At 72.9% G+C, this 22,659-nt stretch carries 19 protein-coding genes; 10 read left to right on the top strand and 9 right to left on the bottom strand.

The genetic code is table 11. The features are described from left to right. Positions 1 to 164: 164 nt before the first annotated feature. A complete protein-coding gene (locus ABFX51_RS19310) occupies positions 165 to 1,709 on the bottom strand; it encodes a serine/threonine-protein kinase (RefSeq protein ID WP_346054447.1) in 1,545 nt (514 codons plus the stop codon). 120 nt (positions 1,710 to 1,829) lie between these two features. On the opposite strand from ABFX51_RS19310, the gene ABFX51_RS19305 reads away from it, so the two are divergent. Continuing rightward, positions 1,830 to 4,109 (top strand): molybdopterin-dependent oxidoreductase, encoded by a 2,280-nt coding sequence (locus ABFX51_RS19305; RefSeq protein ID WP_346054446.1) that lies wholly within the window; start codon positions 1,830 to 1,832, stop codon positions 4,107 to 4,109. On the opposite strand, the gene ABFX51_RS19300 is transcribed toward ABFX51_RS19305, so the two are convergent. Further along, positions 4,085 to 4,738: a TetR/AcrR family transcriptional regulator gene (locus tag ABFX51_RS19300; RefSeq protein WP_091507377.1), complete on the bottom strand. Its 654-nt coding sequence runs from the start codon at positions 4,736 to 4,738 to the stop codon at positions 4,085 to 4,087. The genes ABFX51_RS19305 and ABFX51_RS19300 overlap by 25 nt on opposite strands. A gap of 72 nt (positions 4,739 to 4,810) precedes the next feature. Here ABFX51_RS19300 and ABFX51_RS19295 point away from each other — a divergent pair, with 72 nt between their 5' ends. After that, a complete protein-coding gene (locus ABFX51_RS19295; protein WP_091507375.1) occupies positions 4,811 to 5,719 on the top strand; it encodes an MBL fold metallo-hydrolase in 909 nt (302 codons plus the stop codon). A 13-nt stretch (positions 5,720 to 5,732) separates the two neighbouring features. Continuing rightward, the gene (locus ABFX51_RS19290) at positions 5,733 to 7,184 is read left to right on the top strand and encodes a phospholipase D-like domain-containing protein (protein ID WP_346054445.1); all 1,452 of its coding nucleotides are present in this window, start codon (positions 5,733 to 5,735) and stop codon (positions 7,182 to 7,184) included. Between the two features lie 82 nt (positions 7,185 to 7,266). On the opposite strand, the gene ABFX51_RS19285 is transcribed toward ABFX51_RS19290, so the two are convergent. Both ABFX51_RS19285 and ABFX51_RS19280 read right to left on the bottom strand, forming a co-directional pair. Further along, positions 7,267 to 7,617, bottom strand: coding sequence for a UBP-type zinc finger domain-containing protein (locus ABFX51_RS19285; protein ID WP_091507373.1), 351 nt, complete (start codon positions 7,615 to 7,617; stop codon positions 7,267 to 7,269). Between the two features lie 49 nt (positions 7,618 to 7,666). Beyond that, on the bottom strand, positions 7,667 to 8,107 hold the full coding sequence (locus ABFX51_RS19280) for a MarR family winged helix-turn-helix transcriptional regulator (protein ID WP_091507371.1): 441 nt from the start codon (positions 8,105 to 8,107) through the stop codon (positions 7,667 to 7,669). 71 nt (positions 8,108 to 8,178) lie between these two features. On the opposite strand from ABFX51_RS19280, the gene ABFX51_RS19275 reads away from it, so the two are divergent. The 6 genes from ABFX51_RS19275 to ABFX51_RS19250 all read left to right on the top strand — a co-directional run bounded on the left by ABFX51_RS19275 (position 8,179) and on the right by ABFX51_RS19250 (position 14,191). Continuing rightward, the gene (locus ABFX51_RS19275; protein ID WP_091507368.1) at positions 8,179 to 9,513 is read left to right on the top strand and encodes an MFS transporter; all 1,335 of its coding nucleotides are present in this window, start codon (positions 8,179 to 8,181) and stop codon (positions 9,511 to 9,513) included. Between the two features lie 49 nt (positions 9,514 to 9,562). Beyond that, positions 9,563 to 10,123, top strand: a complete 561-nt coding sequence (locus tag ABFX51_RS19270; protein WP_091507365.1) for an isochorismatase family protein — start codon at positions 9,563 to 9,565, stop codon at positions 10,121 to 10,123. A gap of 32 nt (positions 10,124 to 10,155) precedes the next feature. Next, positions 10,156 to 11,319: an aminotransferase gene (locus tag ABFX51_RS19265; RefSeq protein ID WP_091507363.1), complete on the top strand. Its 1,164-nt coding sequence runs from the start codon at positions 10,156 to 10,158 to the stop codon at positions 11,317 to 11,319. A gap of 47 nt (positions 11,320 to 11,366) precedes the next feature. Beyond that, complete coding sequence (locus ABFX51_RS19260) at positions 11,367 to 12,149, top strand: ArsR/SmtB family transcription factor (protein WP_245783056.1); 783 nt, start codon at positions 11,367 to 11,369, stop codon at positions 12,147 to 12,149. 174 nt (positions 12,150 to 12,323) lie between these two features. Next, complete coding sequence (locus ABFX51_RS19255; protein WP_346054444.1) at positions 12,324 to 13,049, top strand: dienelactone hydrolase family protein; 726 nt, start codon at positions 12,324 to 12,326, stop codon at positions 13,047 to 13,049. A gap of 83 nt (positions 13,050 to 13,132) precedes the next feature. After that, positions 13,133 to 14,191, top strand: a complete 1,059-nt coding sequence (locus tag ABFX51_RS19250) for an NAD(P)/FAD-dependent oxidoreductase (RefSeq protein ID WP_346054443.1) — start codon at positions 13,133 to 13,135, stop codon at positions 14,189 to 14,191. A gap of 2 nt (positions 14,192 to 14,193) precedes the next feature. Here the strand turns inward: ABFX51_RS19250 and ABFX51_RS19245 are convergent, their stop codons facing one another. Then, positions 14,194 to 14,520, bottom strand: a complete 327-nt coding sequence (locus ABFX51_RS19245) for a nuclear transport factor 2 family protein (protein WP_346054442.1) — start codon at positions 14,518 to 14,520, stop codon at positions 14,194 to 14,196. Between the two features lie 13 nt (positions 14,521 to 14,533). After that, the gene (locus ABFX51_RS19240) at positions 14,534 to 15,316 is read right to left on the bottom strand and encodes an SDR family oxidoreductase (protein ID WP_346054441.1); all 783 of its coding nucleotides are present in this window, start codon (positions 15,314 to 15,316) and stop codon (positions 14,534 to 14,536) included. Between the two features lie 81 nt (positions 15,317 to 15,397). Here ABFX51_RS19240 and ABFX51_RS19235 point away from each other — a divergent pair, with 81 nt between their 5' ends. Further along, positions 15,398 to 16,225, top strand: coding sequence for a MerR family transcriptional regulator (locus ABFX51_RS19235; RefSeq protein ID WP_346054440.1), 828 nt, complete (start codon positions 15,398 to 15,400; stop codon positions 16,223 to 16,225). A 44-nt stretch (positions 16,226 to 16,269) separates the two neighbouring features. On the opposite strand, the gene ABFX51_RS19230 is transcribed toward ABFX51_RS19235, so the two are convergent. The 3 genes from ABFX51_RS19230 to ABFX51_RS19220 form a co-directional block, all read right to left on the bottom strand. Then, positions 16,270 to 18,609 (bottom strand): GH92 family glycosyl hydrolase, encoded by a 2,340-nt coding sequence (locus tag ABFX51_RS19230; RefSeq protein WP_346054439.1) that lies wholly within the window; start codon positions 18,607 to 18,609, stop codon positions 16,270 to 16,272. 748 nt (positions 18,610 to 19,357) lie between these two features. Then, positions 19,358 to 20,959 carry a dipeptide ABC transporter ATP-binding protein gene (locus tag ABFX51_RS19225; RefSeq protein ID WP_346054438.1) on the bottom strand — a complete coding sequence of 534 codons (1,602 nt, stop codon included), beginning with the start codon at positions 20,957 to 20,959 and terminating at the stop codon, positions 19,358 to 19,360. Continuing rightward, a complete protein-coding gene (locus tag ABFX51_RS19220) occupies positions 20,960 to 22,648 on the bottom strand; it encodes an ABC transporter substrate-binding protein (protein WP_346054437.1) in 1,689 nt (562 codons plus the stop codon). Between the last annotated feature and the right edge of the window lie 11 nt (positions 22,649 to 22,659).

The following is a 22,659-nucleotide window of genomic DNA, read 5'->3' as shown; positions in this document are numbered from 1 at the left end:
CCAGGCCAGCCGCAGTTCGGACGCCGTGACGCCCGCGCTGGACCGGTACCGGCCCCGAGTGATGTCACGCCATCATTTCGGCCCGGCACTGTCTACCGGCTGAACGAGTGATGATCAGTGTAGTGACCGTCACGGGAAGTGATGATCCGCCCCGGTGCGCGACCTCAGCCGAGGGTTTGCACGATCTCCTCGTTCCACCAGTAGTAGAGCCGGTCAAGCCCGTCGTTGGTGTCCGCCTCGGGCGAGGACAGCTCACCGACGGTGAGCCCGCGCGTGTCCACCCACCACAGCTGCCCGGCCCCCGCGAGCACGAAGCACGTGAGGTAGTCGCCGGGGAGCGGGCCGGACGTGCCGCGGTAGTACAGCCCGTACACGCCGGTGCGCTTGAGCGGGCTGCAGCCGCCGTAGGTGTCGTCGCGCTTGAGGCCGCGGGCGGTGACGAGCTGCTGGAAGAACGCGTCCTGCGCGGCGCGGTCGGCGAAGGAGTAGAAGTACGCCTCCGTGGGGGCGGCGAAGTCCGGGTTCTGGTGGTTGGGCGTGGTGCACAGCACCGCCGCCTGGCTGCCCGGCTGGCGGTAACCGTCGTCGGCGCGGCAGCTCGCGTTCCCGTGGTAGACCGGCGGCAGCGCGGCGAGCAGGCGGTCCCCGGCGCCGTTGTCCGGTACGGGCGTCGGCGTGCTGCTGCTGCTGCTGGTGGTGGTGGTCGTGGTCGCGCTGGTGCTCGGTGGCGGGGTGGGGGTCGGGGTGGTGCCGCTCGCCCCGGTGGAGCGGGACACCAGCACCGTCGTGACCACCGCGGCGGCGATCACCAGTACGGCCGCGAGCGCGACGAGCCACGGCGCCCTGCTGGGACGAGGCGGCGGCGGTGGCGGCACCCAGGCGGGCGGCGGTGGCGCGTCGAGCGCGGCCGATGCCGCCGCGACGAGCGCACCGGCGGTGGGGAAGCGCTGTCCGGGGTCCTTCGCCATGCCACGCCACACGACGTCGTCCAGCGCGCGGGGGAGCGCCCTGTTCAGCGCGGACACGGCGGGCGGCTGGTCCCGCAGGTGCGCGAGGACCTGCGCGGCGGGCTCGGTCTGCGCGAACGGGCGGCGGCCGGTGAGGCACGCGAACAGCACGCAGGCGAGCGCGTAGACGTCGACGCGGCCGTCCACCGGGCCGTCGCCGAAGCGCTCGGGTGCCATGTAGTCGAGGGTGCCGATCACGTCGCCGGACAGCGTGAGCGACGTGGCTTCCGCGCTGGTCGCCCGCGCGATCCCGAAGTCCACGAGGTACACGAAGTCGCCCGGGGTGACGAGGATGTTCGACGGCTTGACGTCCCGGTGCACGAGCTGTTCGGCGTGCGCGGCGTCGAGCGCGCTCGCGACCTGCGCCAGCAGCGCGACCGCGCGGCGCGGCGGCAGCGGGCCCGCGGCCATCAGCTCCTTGAGGTCCGTGCCCTCCACCAGGCGCATGTCGAGGTAGAGGCGGCCGTCGATCTCGCCGAACGCGTGGATGGGGATGACGTGCGGTTCGCGCAGCCGCGCCGCGATCTGGCATTCCCGGCGGAAACGCGCCCGGAACGCGGCATCGGTCACGTACGGCTCGGTGAGCCGTTTCAGCGCCACCACGCGGTCGTGCGCCGTGTCGAAGGCCCGGTGCACCTCACCCATCCCGCCCCGGCCGAGCAGCGCTTCGATGCGGTAGGGACCGAAGGTCTCGGCTGGCATGGTTCTCCTGGGGCGGGGACGCTGACGCGGGATCGACGATGATCGTAGCCAGCCGGTTCCCGTGCCACGGTGCCGAAACCGGCTTGACACCTTCCCGTTGCCGCAGGCAGTTTCGGGGACATGCCCGAGCCGGCCGCCTTCCGTTCGCACAGCTCGCACTGGGGCGCCTTCGACGCCGCGCTCACCCCCGCCGGGCTGGCCGTCCATCCGGACGCCGGTGACCCGGCGCCCGCCGCGTTGCTGCGCAACGTGCCCGCGGCGCTGGACGAACGGCTGCGCGTGCTCGCGCCGTACGCCCGCCGGGGCTGGCTGGAGCGCGGCCCCGGCCCGGATCCCGACCGCGGGCGGGACGAGTACGTGCGGATCAGCTGGGCCGAGGCGCTCGACCGCGCCGCCGCCGAGCTGGACCGCGTCCGCACCCGGTACGGCAACACCGCGATCTTCGGCGGCTCGTACGGGTGGGGCAGTGCGGGCCGGTTCCACCACGCGCAGAGCCAGCTCCACCGGTTCCTCGCCGTGGCCGGCGGCTACGTCCGGTCGGTCAACACCTACAGCTCGGGCGCCGCGGAGGTGCTGCTGCCGCACGTGGTCGGCGACCACGCGCCCATCGAGCGCCCGACCACGTGGGCGGTGCTGGCCGAGCACACCGGGCACTTCGTGTGCTTCGGTGGCCTGCCGGACAAGAACGCGCAGGTCAACGCCGGGGGCGTGACCCGGCACGGGATGGCGGAAGAGCTGCGCCGGGCGAAGCGGCGGGGTGCCCGGTTCACGCTCGTCAGCCCGCTGCGCGACGACCTCGCCGACGACCTGGGCGCCGACTGGCTCCCGCTCGCCCCGGGCACCGACACCGCGCTGATGCTCGCGTTGTGCTTCACCCTCGTCGAGCGCGGCCTGCACGACGAGGAGTTCCTGCACACGCACTGCGAGGGTTTCCCGGAGCTGTGGCGCTACCTGTCGGGCAGCGTGGACGGCGTGCCGAAGAGTCCACAATGGGCAGAGGCGCGCTGCGGGATCCCGGCGGGGAAGATCGTCGAACTCGCGGAGTCGATGGCCGCGCACCGCACGATGATCACGCTGAGCTGGTCGCTCCAGCGGTCACGGCACGGCGAGCAGCCGCTGTGGGCCGGGGTCGCGCTGGCCTGCGTGCTGGGGCAGATCGGCTTGCCAGGCGGCGGTTTCGGGCACGGATACGCGTCGATGGCCGGGATCGGCGCGGGCTCGCTGCCGTTCCCGCTGCCGACGCTGAGGCGGGGCCTGAACCCGGTGCGCGAGTTCATCCCGGTCGCGCGCGTCGCGGACATGCTGCTGCACCCCGGCGAGGAGTACGACTACAACGGGCAGCGGCTGCGGTACCCGGCCATCCGGCTCGTGCACTGGGCCGGCGGGAACCCCTTTCACCACCACCAGGACCTCGCCCGCCTCGGCAGGGCGTTCACGCGCCCGGACACCGTGCTCGTGCACGAGCAGTTCTGGACGGCGACGGCCCGGCACGCCGATCTCGTGCTCCCCGTGACGACGACGCTGGAACGTGAGGACCTCGGCGCCGCGCGGCAGGACGCCGCACTGGTGGCGATGGCCCGCGTGAGCCCGCCGCTCGGCGAGGCGAAGTCCGATTTCGAGATCCTGAGCGGGCTCGCGAAGCGGCTCGGCGTCGAGCACGAGTTCACCGAGGGACGCGACGAGCGGCAGTGGCTGGAGTGGCTGTACGAGAGCTGGCGCGCGAAGTTGCCGCCGGAGGCCGATCCCGGGCTCGACTTCGCGGAGTTCTGGCGGAAGGGCCGCATCGAACTGCGTGAGGCGAGGCCGGAACACGTGCTGTACGCGGACTTCCGCGCCGATCCGCACCGGCACCGGCTGCCGACGCCGAGCGGGCGGATCGAGCTGTTCTCGCGGCGGATCGCGTCCTTCGGCTACGACGACTGCCCCGGCCACCCCACGTGGTTCGAACCGGAGGAGGAGCCGGGTTTCCCGTTGACGCTGGTCGCCAACAACCCCGCGACGCGGTTGCACAGCCAGCTCGACCACGGTGCCGAAAGCGCGGGAGCCAAGGTCGCGGGCCGCGAACCTGTGCGGATGCACCCCGGCGACGCGGCCGCTCGCGGGCTGTCCACGGGAGACGTGGTGCTGGTCAGGAGCCCGCGGGGCAGCGCGCTGGCCGGGCTCGTGGTGTCCGACGCGGTGCGGCCGGGTGTCGTCCAGCTGTCCACCGGTGCGTGGTTCGACCCCACCGCGCCGGAAGTGGCCACGTGCGTGCACGGCAACCCGAACGCGCTGACCCGCGACGTTGGCTCTTCACGGCTCGCGCAGGGGTGCACCGGCCAGCTCACGCGGGTCGAGGTCGTGGCGTTCCGCGGTGAGGTGCCGCCGGTGCGGGCTCACGAACCTCCGGTCCCCGGCTGAGCGGACCGGCGCCGCGTGTGCGCGGAGTGCGGGGCCGGCCAGGGCTTCGGCGGCGGGGTTTCCCGTGCCAGACCGGTGAGCACGGCCTGCACGACGCGTTCGGTCTCCCGCTCGACGCCGTCGGGTTCGTCGAGCGTCACCAGGCCGTCGGCGAGCAGGGTGGTCAGGCCGTGCACGGCCGCCCACACCACGAATTCCGCGCCGGGCCGGGAAGGGGCGCCCAGTTCGCCCTCGGCGACGAGCCGGTCCAGTTCCGCGTCGAGCACGTCGTGCGGGTGCGGGGCGATCGGGGTGCCGCCGCCTCCGGCGTTCAGCGCCAGGCGGACCGCGGGATCCTCCAGCGCCCACCGGACGTAGGCACGGCACGCGGCGACCAGGCCTCGCCCGGGCTCCGCGGCGGCTGCCTGCCCCATGCGTTCGCCGAGCTGGGCGAGCACGCGGGCCGCCAGCGCCCGCACCAGCGCCTCGCGCGAGGCGAAGTGGTGGTAGGCGGCGCTCGCGCTCACACCCACCACTGAGGACACCTCGCGCAGGGACCAGCCGCCGACCCCGCGCTCGCGGACGAGCGCTTCGGCGGCGTCCAGCAGGGCGCCGCGCAGCTCGCCGTGGTGGTACCGCGCCTTTGCCATGAACCGATCTTAACAGTGCTCAGATCTCCGGTAGGGTAGGCGATCTGAACACCGATCAGATCGGAGTGGGACATGAGCAGACCGGACGTGAGCGAGGCGGTCCCGACGGTGGGCGGCGAGCCCGTGCGGGTGGCCGAAGGGGTCTTCGTGCTGCCGGACCGGCGGGCGGAGCTGGTGCCGAACGTCGGGTTCGTCGTGGGGGAGCGGGCCGCGCTCGTCGTCGACACCGGGCTCGGCCCGTCGAACGGGGAGTACGTGCTGGGCCAGGCGCGGCGGCTGGCCGGGTCACGGCCGCTGTACCTGACGACGACGCACTTCCACCCCGAGCACGCGTTCGGCGCGCAGGCGTTCCGGGGCGCCGCGGCGATCGTCGGCAACCGGGCGCAGCGGGACGAGCTGCGCCGCAAGGGCGCGGCCTACCTCGGGATGTTCTCGGGGTTCGGTGAAGCGATCGCGGCCGCGCTGGCGGACGTCGAGCTGGTCGAGCCCGATCTCGTCTACGACGGTGAGGCCGAACTGGACCTCGGCGGCCGGAAGGTGGTCCTGCGGGCGGTGGGCCCGGCCCACACGGCGGGCGACCAGCTCGTCCTCGTCGACGACCACGTGGTGTTCGGCGGAGACCTGTTCGAGAGCCGGATCTTCCCGATCCTGCCGTACTTCCCGCCGCACGACACCGATGTCGACCCGGACCGGTGGATCGACCTGCTCGCGCGACTCGCCGCCGACGGACCCGACGTGGTGGTACCGGGGCACGGCGAGGTCGGCGACCGCACGCTGCTCCGCGACGTGCACGACTACCTCGTCCACCTCCGTGACGAAACCGCCCGGCTGCAAGCCGCGGGAGTGCCGGCCGACGACGCCGCGGCGACGATCGGCGAGGCCGCCCGTGCCCGCTGGAGCACGTGGGAACGCCCGGAGTGGATCACCGCGGGTGTCCACGCGTGGTACGGGCTTCGCACGGCGAACCCGGGCGATCTGTAGTGCTATGTAGGACGTGAAGACATTTCGCACACTGCTGGACAAGGTGGACGAAAAGCTCGGCGACGGGCTGGAGCGGGTGTTGTGCGCCCACCACGGGCGCCGCCTGCGCCGGCTCGGCTGGGGCGAGGTGCTCGAAGGCGGGGCGGGGGACCCGCTGGGCGGGCGCGCGCCGGTCCGCGCGGGCAACCGGATGGACGTCCTGGTCGACGGGGAGGAGGCGCTGCCCGCGATCGAAGCCGCGATCCGGGGTGCGCGCTCGCACGTCCACATCGCCAACTGGCACGCCAGCGCGGACTTCCGGCTGTCACGGGACCCGGGCGCGCCGACGCTGCGCACGCTGCTCGCCGAGACGGCCGGGCGTGGCGTCGCCGTACGGGTGCTCGTGTGGGCGGGCCCGCCGGTGCCCGCGTTCGAACCGACCCGCGGGCAGGCGCGGGAGGAGCGGCGGAAGCTCGTCGAGGACACCGGCGTGCGGTGCGTGCTGGACTCGCGTGAGCGCACGCTGCACTGCCACCATGAGAAGGTCGTGGTGGTCGACGACGAGGTCGCGTTCGTCGGTGGCGTGGACTTCACCGCGCTGCAGGGCGACCGGCACGACAGCCCCGGGCACCCGCCACGGCCGATGGGCTGGCACGACCTGGTGAGCAGGCTCGAAGGGCCGGTCGTGGCGGACGTCGCGGAGCACTTCCGGCAGCGCTGGACCGAGGTCGCCGGGGAGGACCTGCCCCCGGCGCGCGTCCCGGAGCCTGCCGGGGGCACGAACGTGCAGTTGCTGCGCACAGTGCCGAACGGGACGTACGACTTCGCCCCGAAGGGGGAGTTCACCGTCCTCGACGCCTACCTGCGGGCGCTGCGGTCGGCGCGGCGGCTGGTGTACCTGGAGAACCAGTTCCTGTGGTCACCGGAGATCGCCGAGGTGCTGATCGGCAAGCTGCGCAACCCCCCGGACGACCGCTTCCGCGTCGTCCTGCTGCTGCCCCGCAAACCCAGCAACGGCGCGGACACCACCCGCGGCCAGCTGGGCAGGCTCCTCGATGCGGACGACGGCAACCGGCGCCTGGTCGCGGCCACGATCAGCGCCCACGACGGCGGGACGTCGGCGCCGGTGTACGTGCACGCCAAGCTCGGCATCGTCGACGACGCGTGGCTGACCGTGGGTTCGGCGAACCTCAACGAGCACTCGCTGTTCAACGACACCGAGGTCAACGTGGCGACCGACGACCGGGACCTGATCAGGGCGACGCGGCTGCGGCTGTGGGCCGAGCACCTGGGGCGCGCGGAGGCGGAGCTGGACGGCGATCCCGCCGACGTGGTCGACCACGTGTGGCGTCCGGTCGCGCAGGAGCAGGCGGAACGGGAACGCCGGGGCGAGCGCCGCACGCACCGGCTCGTGCTGCTGCCCGGCGTTTCCCGCCGGGCCGAACGCCTCCAGGGCCCGCTGCGGGGCCTGCTGGTGGACGGCTGAGGGGTTGGGCGCCGCGAGGATCGTCCACTTTGGACGGGAAAACCGTCGAGGTGCCGCCGGGGCGGTTTCGACTGGAAACCGGTCAGCGGTGGAGGCGCTGCGTCCAGTCGGCGGGGACGCGTTCCGCGGGGCCGGGCGCGGTCTGGTCCAGGGGGTGGTGGGCCGGGGCGGCGAGCGCGGGGCCGCTTTCGTACATGACCTGGGCGCTGTAGTCCCAGAACCACTCCTCGCCGGGTTCGAAGCTGCGCACGAGCCGGTGCCCGGTCTCCTCGGCGTGCGCCGTCGCGTGCTGCCCGGGGGAGGAGTCGCAGCAGCCGATGTGCCCGCACTGCGCGCAGCGCCGCAGGTGGAACCACCAGCCCTGGGGGCTCGCGGCGTCGCACTCGGCGCAACCCGTGCCGCTCGGCGGCACCGTCGGGTCGATCCCCTCCATCAGCGGTTCCTCCAGTCGCGGCCGGGGTGATGGGTCCAGTCTGGCACGCTCACCGCTCGTCCTTGAGCAGGCGCTGCGTGCACAACCGCAGTGTGGCGCGGAATTCGGTGACCTGCGCCGGTTCGAGATCGGCGAGCATGTCGCGCTCGATCTCGTCGATGGCGGAGTCGGACTCGGCGAGGATCCGTTCCCCCTCGGCGGTGAGGCTGGTGCGCAGGACGCGTTTGTTGTGCTCCGCGGGCCGCCGCCGCACGAGGCCCTGGTGCTCCAGCCGCGCGACGAGTTCCTGCATGGTCTGCGCGCTCACGAACGCCCGCCGCGCCAGCTGCGCCGACGACAGCCCCGGGTGCCGCCGCAGCTCCGCGAGCGCCGTGTACTGGATCGTCGTGAGCCCGTGGGGACGCACCGCCGCGTCCAGCCGGGACCGCATCGCCAGCTCCAGCTGTTTGACGAGGTAGGCGGTGCGCGGCGGCAGCTCGGAACGGCTCATGCTTGACACGGTATCAGGGATCCTGTTACCTGGATCACATCAGGAAACCTGACATCGGAAGCAGGCCCCCAATGACGCACCTGCACTCCGGCGGCACGCGCGAGGCGCGCAAGGTCGCCACAGCGAGTTTCCTCGGCACCACCATCGAGTGGTACGACTTCTTCCTCTACGGAGCGGCGGCCGCGCTGGTCTTCGGCCCCCAGTTCTTCCCGGTCGGCAACCCCGTCGTCAGCCAGCTGGGCTCGTTCGCCACGTTCGCGATCGGCTTCCTCACCCGGCCGCTCGGCGGCGTGATCGCCGGGCACTTCGGCGACCGCCTCGGCCGCAAGCGGATCCTCATCCTGTCCCTGCTGGTCATGGGCGGCTCGACGGTGCTCGTCGGCCTGCTGCCCAACTACGCGCAGATCGGCGTCGCCGCCCCGGTGCTGCTCGTGCTGCTGCGGCTGGCGCAGGGCCTCGCCGTCGGCGCGGAATGGGGTGGCGCCGCGTTGATGGCGGTCGAGCACGCGCCACCGAAGCGGCGGGCGCTCTACGGCTCGTCCACCCAGCTGGGCGTGCCGGCGGGCGCGATCCTGTCGAACCTGATGATGCTCGTGCTGTCCTGGCTGACCGGCCCGGCGTTCACCGACTGGGGCTGGCGGATCGGGTTCGTGTCCAGCATCGTGCTCGTCGTGTACGGGCTGGTGGTCCGGCGGCGGCTGACCGAGAGCCCGCTGTTCACCAGGGCGGTGCGGACCGGTCCGGCGCGCGTGCCGCTGCTGGACGTGCTGCGCCGGTACCCGGCCGGTGTCGTGACGGCCGTCCTGGCGACGGCGGCGTCCTCGGCGATCGGCTACACCGTGCTGACGTTCACGCTGTCCTACGCGCCCAAGGCGGACGGTTTCACCCGGAACGACGTGCTGCTGATGGGCATCCTCGCGAGCCTGGTGCAGATCTTCGCGATGGCGTGGGCGGGTTCGGTCGCCGACCGCTTCGGCAGGCGGCGCACGATGGTGATCGGCACGGTGCTGCAGGTCGCGGCGTCGCTGCTGCTGTTCCCGCTGCTGGACACGCGGGTGTGGGTGCTCGCGCTGCTGGCTTGCACGTTCGGCGCGGCCTCCAACGTGGCCCAGTACGCGCCGCTGCCCGCGGTGATGAGCGACCTGTTCCCCACGAACGTGCGGTACACCGGATCGTCGCTGGGCTACCAGATCGGCGGCATCGTCGGCGGGTCCTTCGCGCCGATCATCGCGACCGGGATCCTCGCCGGGAGCGGCAGTTCGTTCCTGATCGGGGTCTATCTCGCCGGGCTGACCGTGGTCTCGGGCGTCGCGGCGTTCCTCGCGCACACCGCTCCGCTGACGCGGCGGGCGCGTGCGGAGGACGCGGCGGTGGTGGAGGCGAAGGCGGCGCCGGTGGCCGATTGAGCGTCCCCGGCGATAAGCTGCGGTCTTCGCCGGAGGCGCTGGGGGGACCATGACAACACTGGAAAACCGGCCGAACACCGCCCTGCTCGTGGTCGACGTGCAGAACGGCGTCGTGGGCGGCTGCCACCGCCGGGACGAGGTCGTCGCGACCATCGGCGGGCTGGTCGAGAAGGCGCGGCGCGAGGGCGTGCCCGTCGTGTGGGTGCAGCACTCGGACGAGAACGTGGTGTACGGCAGCGACGACTGGGAGATCGTGCCGGAGCTGTCGCCGCGGGACGGCGAGCCGTGCCTCGGCAAGAACTACGCCGACGCGTTCGAGGGCACCACCCTCGAGGACGAGCTCGCCGGTCTCGCGGCGGGGCGGCTCGTCCTCGCCGGGGCGCAGACCGACGAGTGCATCCGCGCGACGCTGCACACCGCCATCGTGAAGGGGTACGACGCGCTCCTGGTCGCGGACGCGCACACCACCGAGGACCATTCGGCTTGGGGTGCGCCGCCGCCGGAGCAGGTCATCGCGCACACGAACCTGTACTGGCGCTACCACCGCGCGCCGGGCCGGACCGCCGGCACCGTGGACAGCGCCGACGTCGACTTCGGTGTGCTTTCCTGAACTCTCCGGCACGGAGGGAAGGAACAGCACACATGCGGTTGCGAGAGGTGACGCGGCAGCAAGTCGATTCGCCGATGGGCGAGGCCTACTCGCTGCTGGCGCAGCGCGGGGGCGCGCGTGACCTGCTCGACCTGGCGCAGGCGGCACCGCCGTACCCGCCCGCGCCCGAGGTCGCCGAGCGCCTGGCACGGGTCGCGGCCGACCCGCACGGCGCCGCGTACACGCCGGTGCCGGGGCTGCCGCTGCTGCGGGAGACCTTCGCCGCCGAGCTTTCCCGTGACTACGGGGCCGAGGTCGACGCCGCGAACGTCGTCATCACGTCCGGGTGCAACCAGGCGTTCGCCATGACGATCTCCGCGCTCGCCGGGCCCGGCGACGAGGTCGTGCTGGTGCTGCCGTTCTACTTCAACCACGACATGTGGTTGCGCCTCAACGAGATCGTGCCGGTGTACCTGGAGCCGGGGCCGGACCTGCTGCCCCGCGCCGAGGCGGCGGAGGCACTGCTGAGCTCCCGTACGCGGGCCATAGTGCTTGTCACGCCGGGAAATCCCAGCGGTGCCACGATCGGCGGCGCCGAACTGGCCGCCTTCGCCGCGCTGGCGCGCCGGCACGGCATTGCCCTGATCGTCGACGAGACCTACCGGTCCTTCCGGGAGGACGACGGGCCCGCGCACGCGTTGTTCACCGAGCCCGGCTGGGAGGACACCGTTGTCAGCCTGCACAGCTTCTCCAAGGACCTCGCGATCCCCGGCTACCGCGTCGGGGCCATCGTGGGGTCTCCGGCGCTCAACCGCGAGGTGCTGAAACTGCTCGACTGCGCCGCGATCTGCGCGCCCCGTGCCGGGCAGGAGGCCGTGCTGACCGGGCTCACCTCCGCCGGGGCGTGGCGGCGCGAGCGCGTGGCGGAGATCGCCCGGCGGCGGCACGCGTTCGCCGCGGTGATGGCGGACCGCCCGGGCGGGTTCACGCTGCTGTCGGCCGGGGCGTTCTTCGGCTGGGTGCGGCACCCGTTCCGCGACCGCCCCACCGGCGAAGTCGTGCGGCAGCTCATCGCGGAGTACGACACGCTCGTCATCCCCGGCACGGCGTTCTGGCCCGGCGACCCGGGCACGGTGCGGGTCAGCTACAGCAACCTGGGCCCCGAGGGCGTTGCCGAGCTCGCGGCGCGGCTCGCGCTGGCGGGCAAGGAGCGCTGACCGCCCGTCCTTGACAATAGGCAGGCAAATACCTGCATAATGGCCGGGTGAGTGCCGAAGAGCTGGACGCCGTCTTCAAGGCACTGGCCGACCCCACCCGTCGGCTGCTGCTCGACCGGCTGCGCGAGCGGAACGGGCAGACGCTGCGCCAGGTGTGCGAGCACCTGGACATGGCACGGCAGTCGGTGACCCAGCACCTCGACGTCCTGGTGCGGGCGAACCTCGTGACCGTCGTGCGGCGCGGGCGGGAACGGCTGCACTACCTCAACCCGGCACCCCTCGCCGAGATCGAGCGGCGCTGGATCTCCGAGTTCGACCAGCCCCGGCTGCGGGCGCTGCACGCCATCAAGACCCGAGCAGAGGAGTACGCCATGACCGTCCCGGACTACGTCTACGTCACCTACATCCACGCCAGTGCCGAGCAGGTGTGGCAGGCGCTGACGGACGCCGAGCTCACCGCGCGCTACTGGGGGCACCACAACGTCTCCGACTGGCAGCCGGGTTCGGACTGGGAGCACCGGCGGGCGGACGGCTCGGGTGCCGTCGACGTCGTCGGCAAGGTGCTCGAAGCCGAACCGCCGACGCGCCTGGTGATCACGTTCGAGGACTCGCCGGACAGCTCGCGGGAACCGTCGGTCGTGACGTTCCTCGTCGAGCCGCACGCGGAGATCGTGCGCCTCACCGTGACCCACGAGAAGCTGCCCGACCACGACATGCTGAAGGGGATCTCCAGCGGCTGGCCCGCCGTGCTGGCGAACCTCAAGTCGCTGCTCGAAACCGGCGACGTGCTGCCCCAGGCGCCGTGGGAGATGAGCCCCGCCCACGCGTAGCGGAAAACCCGTTGGCGGAGCGGACCCGCCGCTGCTACCTTGCCGGAGGCCGTGCGAGAGACCGAGGAGGTGGTACCCGTGAACACTGCGACATGGGTGCTCCCCTCAGGGGTCACGGTCGGGCGGTAGGTCGTCCGGGAGCGCCGTTTCCGAGCACTCCCGAAAGGCACGACCATGCACTTCACCTCCGAACGCCGCCTCGAAGACGGCGTCCTCGAACGCGAATTCACCCTCGGCGAGATCCCCGGCATCCTCTGGACGCCGGATTCCTCGCCAGCCCCGCTGATCCTGCTCGGCCACCCCGGCGGACTGGCCAGGATGTACCCCCTGCTGTCGGCCAGGGCCCGGCATTCCGCGGCGCAGGGCTACGCCACGGCCACCCTCGAACTCCCCGGCAGCGGGGAGCGGCCCCGTTCCGACGCCGCCGAGCAGGCCCGCGCCGACCTCCAACGGGCGGTGCGGGCCGGGAAACCGGTCGACGACGGGATCGTCGAGCGGCTCGTCCTCCCGCTGGTCGAAGCGGCGGTCCCGGAATGGCAGGAGGCGCTGGACGCCCTCCTCGCGCTGCCCGGGATCCGCGGCCCGGTCGGGTATTCCGGCGGGGTGATCGGCATCGGTCTCCGGCTGGCGGTGGTCGAGCCGCGCGTCGCGGCCGCCGTCCTGTTCGCCGGGAGCTACGTGCCGCGCCGCATGTTCGAGGAGGCCCGGCGGGTCACCATCCCGCTGCTCGTCCTGCTGCAGTGGGACGACGAAAACAACGACCGGCAACTGGCGCTGGACCTGTTCGACGCCTTCGGCTCGAAGGAAAAGACGTTGCACGCCAACATGGGCGGGCACACCGGCGTGCCGGGGTTCGAGGGCGACGACGTGAACCGGTTCTTCGCGCGGCACCTGGAGTAGCGCGCTCACGATGTGGACCGGGCTGGGCACACCGGGCCCGGCTGCCCCATGCTGTGCGGACAATCCACAGCAGAGGGAAGGTCGTGCTGGCGGTGGCCGGGCGGGATGCCGACGTGATCGTGGTGGGAGCCGGGGGCACCGGTTCCGCCGCGGCGTGGCAGCTCGCCGCCGGCGGGGCGCGGGTGGTCGTGCTGGAGGCGGGTCGTCCCGGGTGCGGTGCGTCCGGGACGCTCGCCTTCCGCGTCGCGGACGGGGAACTCGCGGGCAACCGGGCCGCGCTGCGGTCGCTGCCGTTGTGGCGGGAGGCCGAGCAGGAGACCGGCGTCCCGGTGCTCACACTGACCGGCGCGGTCGCCCACGGGCGGTCGGCGGAGCTGGACGTGCTGGCGTGGACGGCCGACGCGGTCGGGAAACCGGGCCGGTGGGTACCGCCGGAGGAGGCGGTCGAGCGCTGGCCCGGGCTCCGGTGCGAGGACCGGATCTTCTTCCACCCGCTCGCGGGCCGGCTCGACGCGTCGGCCGCGCTGCGGGCCTTGCGTGGCGCGGCAGCACAGAGCGGATGCATCATCCGCTACGGGGAACCGGTGACCGAGGTGCGCCCCCGGCAGTCCGATCTGGTGGAGGTCAGGACGGGTCAAGGGTGTTACCGGGCGCGCCGGGTGGTCGTCGCGGCCGGGGTGCGCTCCGCCGCGCTCGTCCCCGGTCTGCCGCCGCTGCGTCCGATGTGGACGCGCTCGGTGCGGTTCGCGCCGGTGCGGCCGGACCTGGAATGGCCCGTGTTCCAGCACTACCTCGACCCGCCCGCGCTGGCGGCGCACGGCTACGCGAGCGGCGTCCGCGGGGCGGGCACCGAGGTCGACTTCGCCGAGCCCGCGGCGGCCGAGGTGGACTGCCGCGCCGACGCGCCCCGGACGCGGGCGCTCGCCCGCTACGTCGAGGAGTGGCTGCCGGGGGCGGACCCCGCTTCGGTGACGCTGTCCGCCCCGCGGTGCGAGTTCGTCTCGGACGCGGTGCTGGACCGGCGTGGCCCGGTGGTCGTTGCGTGCGGGCTCGCCGGGCGCGGGCTGCCGGTCCTGCCGGTGGTGGGCCGGGTGCTGGCGGCACTGGTCACCACCGGCGAGCCGCACCCGGCGGCCCCGTGACGTCAGGGTCCGATCACCAGCCGCTCGATCAGTCCGTTGTGGAGGGTGAACCGGAAGTGCAGGTCGACGACCCCGCCGGGGAAGTCGCCCTCCAGGTGGTGGGTCGCCACGTAGTGGTCGTCGTCCACGCGTTCGGTGCCGGTGAGCGTCGAGGTGTAGGTGTACTCGCTCGCCGAGCGCCGGAGCCAGGCCGCGATCTCGGCGTGGCCCCGGTAGGTGTGACCCTCGTCGGTGACCGTCGCGTCGGGGGCGAGCAGGCGCAGCTCGGCATCGGTGTCGTGGGCCTCGTGCGCGGCCAGGTACGCGGTGATGGTTTCGGGCAGGGACAAGGTCCTTCTCCTTTCAGCCGACGGTCGGCACGGTGCCGCCGTCGATGGTGTGTTCGGCGCCGGTGATGGCGGAGGCGCGGTCCGACACGAGGAACGCGACGAGTTCGGCGACCTCGGCGGGCTCGGCGGGGCGGCCGAGCGGGATCCCGCCGAGGGAGTCCATGAGCCGGTCCAGCGCCTGCCCGGGGGTGACGCCGTGGGTGGCGGCCATGCGCTCGATCAGGGCGTCGGCGGCCGACGTGCGGATGAAGCCGGGGGAGACGACGTTGACCCGCACCCCGCGCGGTCCGACCTCGTTGGCCAGCCCCTTGCTGTAGGCGGTCAGCGCGGCCTTCGCGGCCGCGTAGCCGAGCGTCCCGTCGTAGAGCGGCATGCGGCGCTGGATCGACGACACGTGCACGACGGCACCGGATCCGGTCTCCAGCATCCCCGGCAGCAGGGCGCGATCGAGGCGGACGGCCGCGAGCAGGTTGAGCCGCAGTTCGTCATCCCAGTGCCGGCCGGTCAGCGCGGCGAACCCGCCGGCCGGGGAGCTCGAACCGCCGAGGGTGTGCACGAGGATGTCGGCGGCCCCGAGGTGCTCGCGCACACCGTCGGCGACGGCGGCGATGCCTTCGTCAGTGGTGAGGTCGGCCGGGAGGAACAGGCCCGCGTCCGGCGGGCGGGTGCGGGCGACCCCCAGTACGGTCGCGCCGGCCGCACGCAGCCGGGCGGTGATCGCGGCGCCGGTGCCCCGTCCGGCGCCGGTGACCACGGCCCGCCTGCCGTCGAGGCGGTCGGTCTTCTGGTGTGTCATGCCGCCAGCGTGTGGCCTCTCCCGGGGAGAGGGTCAAACCGGCTGGAGTCTCCCGCGGGGAGAGGGTGCACAGTGGACGGTATGCGCCACGGACTGACGATCGGGGAGTTCGCCCAGCTGACCCACCTGAGCGTACGCACGCTGCGCCGCTACCACGAGGCGGGCCTGCTCGAGCCCGCGTCGGTCGACCCGGCGAGCGGCTACCGGTACTACACCGGGGCGCAGATCCCGCAGGCCCAGGTGATCCACCGGCTGCGGGAACTGGACATGCCGCTGGCCGACGTGAAGCAGATCCTCGCCACCGGGGACCCGGAGGCGCGCGCCGAGCTGACCGCGGCCCACCTGCGGCGGCTGGAGGAGCGGCTGGACCGCACGCGGGCCGCGGTCACGTCGTTGCGGCAGCTGCTGCGCCCCGACGTCGAGCGGCTGGAGGTGGAGCTGCGGTCGGTGCCCGCCCGGACCGTCGCGGCGGTGAGCGGCACGGTCGCCGAGGAGGACGTGCTGGCCTGGTACGACGGCGCGATGGCGGAACTGGACACGGCCGTACGGGGGCACGAGCCCGCCGGACCGCCGGGCGGCCTGTACGACAACGAGCTGTTCACCGCCGGACGCGGGCGCGTGCTGGTCTACCGCCCCGTCGCCGACGCCCCGGAAACCGGGCGCGTGGCGAGGCACGTCCTGCCCGCGGTGGAGCTGGCGGTCACGGTGCACCGCGGGTCCCACGACGACATCGACGTGACGTACGGCAGGCTCGGTGAGTGGGTGGTGGAGCACGCGCTCGCCGTGGACGGCCCGGTGCACGAGACCTACCTGTGCGGCCCGCGCGACGACCCGGACCCGGACTCGTGGCGCACGGAGATCGGCTGGCCGGTCTTCCGGCTGTCGCCCGGCGCGCGTTCCGACGGCTGACGTGGTCCCGGCCGGGTCGTTCCGGCCGGGACCACGCTGACGCCTCAGACGCCGGGCGGCGCCGAGCGGGTGCCCCAGTTCGTGGGCGTGCCGCTCAGCTCGAACCGGATCTTGCCCGCGCGCAGGAGGTCCGCGTGCGAGATCCACGACCGGTCGTAGTCGTGGTGTCCGATTTGGACGTCCTTTGTGTACTGGAACTTCGACGCGCCGGCGCCGGGCGCCTCGATCTCGATCCGCCGGCCGCCGGCGGGCCGGATCTCGACCTTCTCGAACATCGGGGTGCTCAGCAGGTAGGTACCGGAACCGGGCTGCGCCTCGAAGATCCCCGTCATGCCGAACACGAGCCACGACGAGATGGTGCCGAGGTCGTCGTTGCCGGGCATGCCGTAGGGGGTGTCGGTGAACAGCGTCCGCGCCGCGCGCAGCACGGCCGACGTCTTCCACGGCGCGCCCGTCCACGCGTACATCCACGGCGCGTGCAGGTCGGGTTCGTTGTTGGGGTTGAAGGCGAAGTTGTTGTGGTAGTCGTACGCGCCGTGCACCCACGACTCGCTCGCGGCCTTCGCCGGGTCGGTCAGCAGCAGCGGCATGTCGAAGAAGGTGTCGAGCCGCTGCTCCGCCTGGCCCGCACCGCCCATCAGGCCGAACAACGTCGCCGGGTCCTGCTGGGCCAGCCACTGGTACTGCCACGGCGTGCCCTCGTGGAAACCGACGGACTGCGCCGGGTCGGCGTCACCGACGAAGGTGCCGTCGGCGGCGCGGGCGCGCGGGAACCCGGTGAAGCCGTGTGAGGTCACGCTCCGGTCCCACAGGTTGGCGAAGTCGTCACAGCGGCCGCGCAGGGTTTTCGCCTTGTCCGCGTACCCGAGGCCCTGCGCCATCGTGGCCAGCGCGCAGTCGCCGAGCGCGTACTCCAGCGTCGCGGACCCGGCCTGGCGGGTGTCGCCGAAGGTGTAGCCGGGGACGTCCTGGTAGCCGATCCAGCCGTTCTGGACGTAGCTGGGATTGCCGTCCCGGCCGCGGAAGATCGACTGGTCGGCGGGCACCTCGGTGGCGTTGCGCCACAGCGCGTCGAACAGCTGCCGCGCGGTGCGGTCGTCGAGCAGGCCGCGGCGGTAGTTGTCGACGACCCACGGGGTGACCGGGTCGCCGCTCATCACGTTCGTCTCGCCGTTGGCCAGCGCCCAGCGCGGCAGCCAGCCGCCGTCGGAGTAGATCTTGAGCACCGACTTCGTCATGTCCGCGGCCTTGTCCGGGTGCAGGAGCGCGACGAGCTGGTTCTGCGAGCGGTAGGTGTCCCACAGCGAGAACATCTGGTAGTAGGTGTCGCGGCTGCGGTGCACGCGGTCGTCGAAGCCGCGGTAGGAACCGTCCACATCGGACCCGACGGACGGGTGCAGCAGCGACCGGTACAGCGCGCTGTAGTAGGTGCGCTGGTCGGCGGTGGTGCCGCCCGCGACGCGCATCCGGTTCAGCTCGTCGAGCCACGTGTCGTGCGCGGCGTTCCGCGCCCGGTCGAAGGACTTCGGCTGCTCCGCGGTGCGGTTGAGCCGGGCGCCGTCGATCGAGGTGTACGACACGCCGACGGAGACGCCGACCTGCCCGTTCCGGGTGGGGTCGAAGCTCAGCCACGCGCCGGTGCGCTGGCTGCCGAGCGAGGCGTCCCGCTTGCCCGCGGTCAGCGTCGAGTCGGTCCAGGTGCCGAAACCGGTGAACTTCCGGTCGAAGTGCGCGCTGAAGAAGATCTTGTAGCGCTCCTTCTGGGTCTCCCAGCAGAAGTTGCCGCCCTCGACCCAGCCCTCGACGGTGTCGTCGCCGACCACGTGCACGTCGCCGGCGTAGGTGTAGCCGTTGGCCTCGCCGACCTCGATGAGGACGTTCTCGGCGGCGCCCGTGGGGTAGGTGTAGCGGTGCTGCCCGGTGCGCTGGGTGGCGGTCAGCTCGGCGGTGATGCCGTTGTCCAGCTTGACGCCGTAGTAGCCGGGCTGCCGGGTTTCGTTGGCGTGGCTGAACTTCGCGCCGTACTGCGCCGGGTCGGACGTGGTGACCGCGCCGGTGGTCGGCATGAAGCGGAAGGTGCCCATGGTCTGGCAGCCCACGCCCGAGAGGTGGGTGTGGCTGAAGCCGAGGATCGTGTCCTGCGCGTAGTCGTAGGACGCGTACTTCTTGAGCTGCGTGTCGGGGCTCAGCTGCACCATCCCGAAGGGGGTGGTGGCACCGGGAAACGTGGTGCCGTCGCCGTTGTTGCCGATCGACGTGTCGACCAGCGTGGTCGGGTCGCCGGCGAACCGCGGCCCCCGCTCCTGCGCGACGGCGGGCGTCGCGACGGCGACGGTCGCGACCCCGGCGAGCAGGGCGGCAAGGACGCGCTTGCGCGCTCTCATTCCGTTTCCTCCTGTGACAACGTTGTCAATCTGCGTGCTTTGATCCTTTCGGGCCGGGGAGGGGAGCGTCAACCCGACGAAGGTCGGGAGTTTCGGGTGGGCGGTGGCGGGGTGGGGCAGGGAGGGCTTGGCCGGGGAGGCAGGGCGGCTTGGCCGGGGAGGAGTTGGCGGGAAGCGGCGCGGCGCAGGGGAGGGCTTGGCCGGGGAGACGGGACGGGCGAGGGTGCGCGCGGGAGGGGCAGCGGCGCGGCGGGAGGCAGGGCGGCTTGGCGGGAGAGGGGCGGCAGCGCGGCGGCGCGGGGGAGGCGGCGCGCGGGAGGGGCGGTGGGAGAGGGGCGGCGGCGCGGCTTGGGGGCGGCGGCGGGACGGGGGAGGCGGCGCGTTGGCAGGGAGCGCGCGTCTCAGGAGGCCGCGTGTGCCTTCGAGCGGCGGGTGGGCTCGCCGCCCGGCCCCGGGGAGCCAACACTCGCGCCGCGGGACAGCCCGGCCCAGCCCGGGAGGCCGACAAGGCGCGCCGCGGGACAGCCCGGCCCAGCCCGGGAGGCCGACAAGGCGCGCCGCGGGACAGCCCGGCCCAGCCCGGGAGGCCGACAAGGCGCGCCGTGGGAGAGCGCGGCTCCGCCGTTCAGAGGACGGTGCGGTTTCGCCAGGGCCAGCACCGCGCCACGAGGGCCGCGACCCCTGCCTCAGGAGACCGCCCGCCCCACAGGGTAAGCGCAACGCCGCCCGGCCCCGAAGGCACACACCCTCAGGAGGTCAGCGCCCGCCACGCCTCCCGGCGTTCCCGCTGCCGCGCGGGGTCCGCGACCGGGGCGGCCGCCACCAGCCGTCGCGTGTAGGGCTGCTTCGGGGCGCCCAGCACGGCCGCCACCGGGCCCTCCTCCACGACCCGCCCCTGGTGCAGCACCACCACCCGGTCGGCCACCCGCTCGACGACCGCGAGGTCGTGCGAGATGAACAGGCACGCGAACGCCAGCTCCCGCTGCAGGTCGGCCAGCAGCGCCAGCACCGAGGCCTGCACGGAAACGTCCAGCGCGCTCGTCGGCTCGTCCGCGATCAGCAGCCGTGGCCGCAGCGCGAGCGCCCGCGCGATGCCGACCCGCTGCCGCTGGCCACCGGACAGCTCGTGCGGGTACCGCCCGCTCCAGCCCGGGTCCAGCCGCACCGCCTCCAGCAACTCGGCCACGCGCGCCCGGTGGTCGCCACGCTCCCCGTGCACCACCAGCGGTTCCGCGATGCTCGCGCCGATCGTCGCCCGCGGGTTCAGCGCCGAGGCCGGGTTCTGGAACACCACACCGATCTGCCGCCGCACCTCACGCCGCTGCCGCGCGTTCGCCCGCCCCAGGTCCACCCCGGCAATCCGCACCTCACCGCCCGACGGCGCCACCAGGCCGGTGAGCACCGACGAGATCGTGCTCTTGCCCGAACCCGACTCACCGACCAGCCCCAGCACCTCGTCGGCCGCGATGGTCAGCGACACGCCGTCCACGGCACGCACACCGCCGCGGTAGGTGACCTCCAGGTCCCGCACCGAAACCAGCGGCCCGGCCTCGGGCACCGCCTTGCCCGGCGAGCCGGAACCCAGTGACAGCACCGAATCCAGCAGCTCCCGCGTGTAGTCCGCCTTGGGGGCGGCGAACAGCCCCGTGGCCGTGTTCTGCTCGACCACCCGGCCCTCGCGCAGCACCACCACCCGGTCCGCGAGGTCGGCGACCACGCCCATGTCGTGCGTGACGAGCAGGATCGCCGTGCCCAGCCGGTCCCGCAGGGACCGCAGCAACTGCAGGATCCCGGCCTGCACCGTCACGTCCAGCGCCGTGGTCGGTTCGTCGGCGATCAGCAGCGCCGGCTCGTGCACCAGCGCCGCCGCGATCACGACGCGCTGCAGCTGCCCGCCGGACAGCTCGTGCGGGTACGACCGCAGCACCCGCGTGGCGTCGAGCTCCACGAGTTCGAGCAGTTCCCTGGCGCGCTCCCGGGCCTGCGCCCGCGACACCTTCCGGTGCGCGCGTACCGCGTCCACCAGCTGGGTGCCGATGCGGAACACCGGGTTGAGCGCGCTCATCGGCTCCTGGAACACCATGCCGATCTCGCCGCCCCGCACCGCACGCAGCGCACCACCGTCCACTGTGTACAGATCGCGGCCGGACAGCGTCGCCGATCCCGTCACCGTCGCGGTGTCCGGCAGCAGCCCGAGCAGGGACAGCGCGGTGACCGACTTGCCGGAACCGGACTCCCCGACGAGGGCGACGACCTCGCCGGGGAACACGTCGAACGCGACGTCCCGGACCGCTTCGGTGTCCCCGAAGCGGATCGAGACGTCCCGGAGTGCGAGCAGCGCGTCGGCCACTTACTTCGCCAGCCCCATCTGCAGGTAGTTGGGGTAGGCGGGGAACTCGCCGATGGCGAAGTCGCCCACCTTCGAGCCGTGCAGGAACGAGTTGCGCGTGTAGATCAGCGGCACGATGGGGGAGTCCTGCAGGATCCGCCGGTCCGCCTGCGCCCACAGCTTCCCGGCCGCCGCCGGGTCGACGGTGCCCTGCGCCTGCGCGATCAGCGCGTCCACCTCGGGCACGGAGTAGCGCGAGATGTTGTACCCGTTGTTGCCGATCTCCGACGTGCCGAACAGCGGCTGGATGTTGGCGTTGGCGCTGGGGAAGTCCGGCTGCCAGGAAGTGAGGGTGAGGTCGTAGGCGTTGTCGTCGTTGCCGGTGGCGACGGCCTGCCAGGCGTCGTCGTCCAGCGGGCGGAGCTTGGTCTCGATGCCCGCCCGCCGCAGCGCGGCCTGGATCGCCTGCGCCTTGTCGGCGTAGTTGTTCGCGGTGGACACCGGGAAGTCCAGGTTCTGGATGCCGTCCGGGTACCCGGCTTCGGCGAGCAGCTGCTTGGCCTTGGCCACGTCACCGGTCGGCGGGGCGGGGTAGAGGTCGAACACCTCGCGGCCGACGATGCCCTCGGTGATCAGCGTGGTGGCGACCGGGCCGGCGAGGTCGGCGGTGCCCGCGGTGGCGATCTGGTACGCGGTCTTGTCCACCGCGTACTGGAAGGCCTGGCGCACCTTGGGGTTCGCGAGCGGGCCGCGGCGGGTGTTGAGCGCCAGGTAGGCCAGCGCCCCGGACTTCGAGGTGACGAGCTGGTCCTTCGCCGCGGGGTTGGTGCGGATCTGGGCGAGCTGCGCGGGGTTGACGAACGCCGCGCCGAACGCGTGGGCGTCGTCCCCGCCGCTGGCGAGCAGCCGCTGGGACATCACGCCGGTGTCCTGGCCCAGCTGCATCACGACCTCGTCGGGCAGGCCGGTGCGGGCGACGTCGGTCTTGGGGTCCCAGTTGGGGTTGCGGGTCAGCCGGATCTCGACGCCCTTGGTGTAGGAGGCGACCTGGTACGGGCCGGACGCGACCGGGCTGGAGTCGTACGTCGCGTCGGTGCCCTTGCCCTTGGGCACCGGGGCGAACGCGGGCATGCTCACGATCCACGGCCAGTCGCCGTAGGGCCGTGCGAGGTGGAACACGATCGTCTTCGCGTCGGGCGTCTCGATCGAGGCCAGGTCACCGCTCTTGAACGGCCCCGAGTACGACGGGCCGCCCTCCAGCAGGGTCTTGTGGTAGCCCAGGCCGCCGGCGAACGCCGGGTCGAACGAGCGCTCGATGCCGTACTTGATCTCCGCGCTCGTGATCGGCGTGCCGTCGGACATCTTGAGGCCGTCCTTGAGCGTGAACGTCCACGTCTTCCCGTCGGCGCTCGCGCGGCCGGTGTCGGTCGCGAGGTCGGGCACCACGGTCGTGGGGCCGTCGGCGGAGGTCTTCCACGCGGTCAGGCGGCGGTGGATGAGCCCGGAGAAGGTGATCGCGAGGCTCTGGCTCCTGGCCGGGTCGAGGCGCTGGGAGGTGCCGTCGTAGAGGATGCGGAGCGTGCCACCGGGGGAGACGGTGAGCGCGCCGCCACCGGAGCGCTCGTTGGCGTTGCAGGCGGCCAGCAGCGCGCCGGCGCCCGACACCCCCGCGGCCAGTCCCACTGCCCTGAGGAAATCCCTGCGATCCATCAAGTTTCCTT

Source organism: Amycolatopsis dongchuanensis (genome assembly GCF_039542405.1).
Taxonomy (GTDB): domain Bacteria; phylum Actinomycetota; class Actinomycetes; order Mycobacteriales; family Pseudonocardiaceae; genus Amycolatopsis_E; species Amycolatopsis_E sacchari.
Note: the sequence above shows the minus strand (reverse complement) of the source record. Positions and strands in the feature narration are given on the sequence as shown.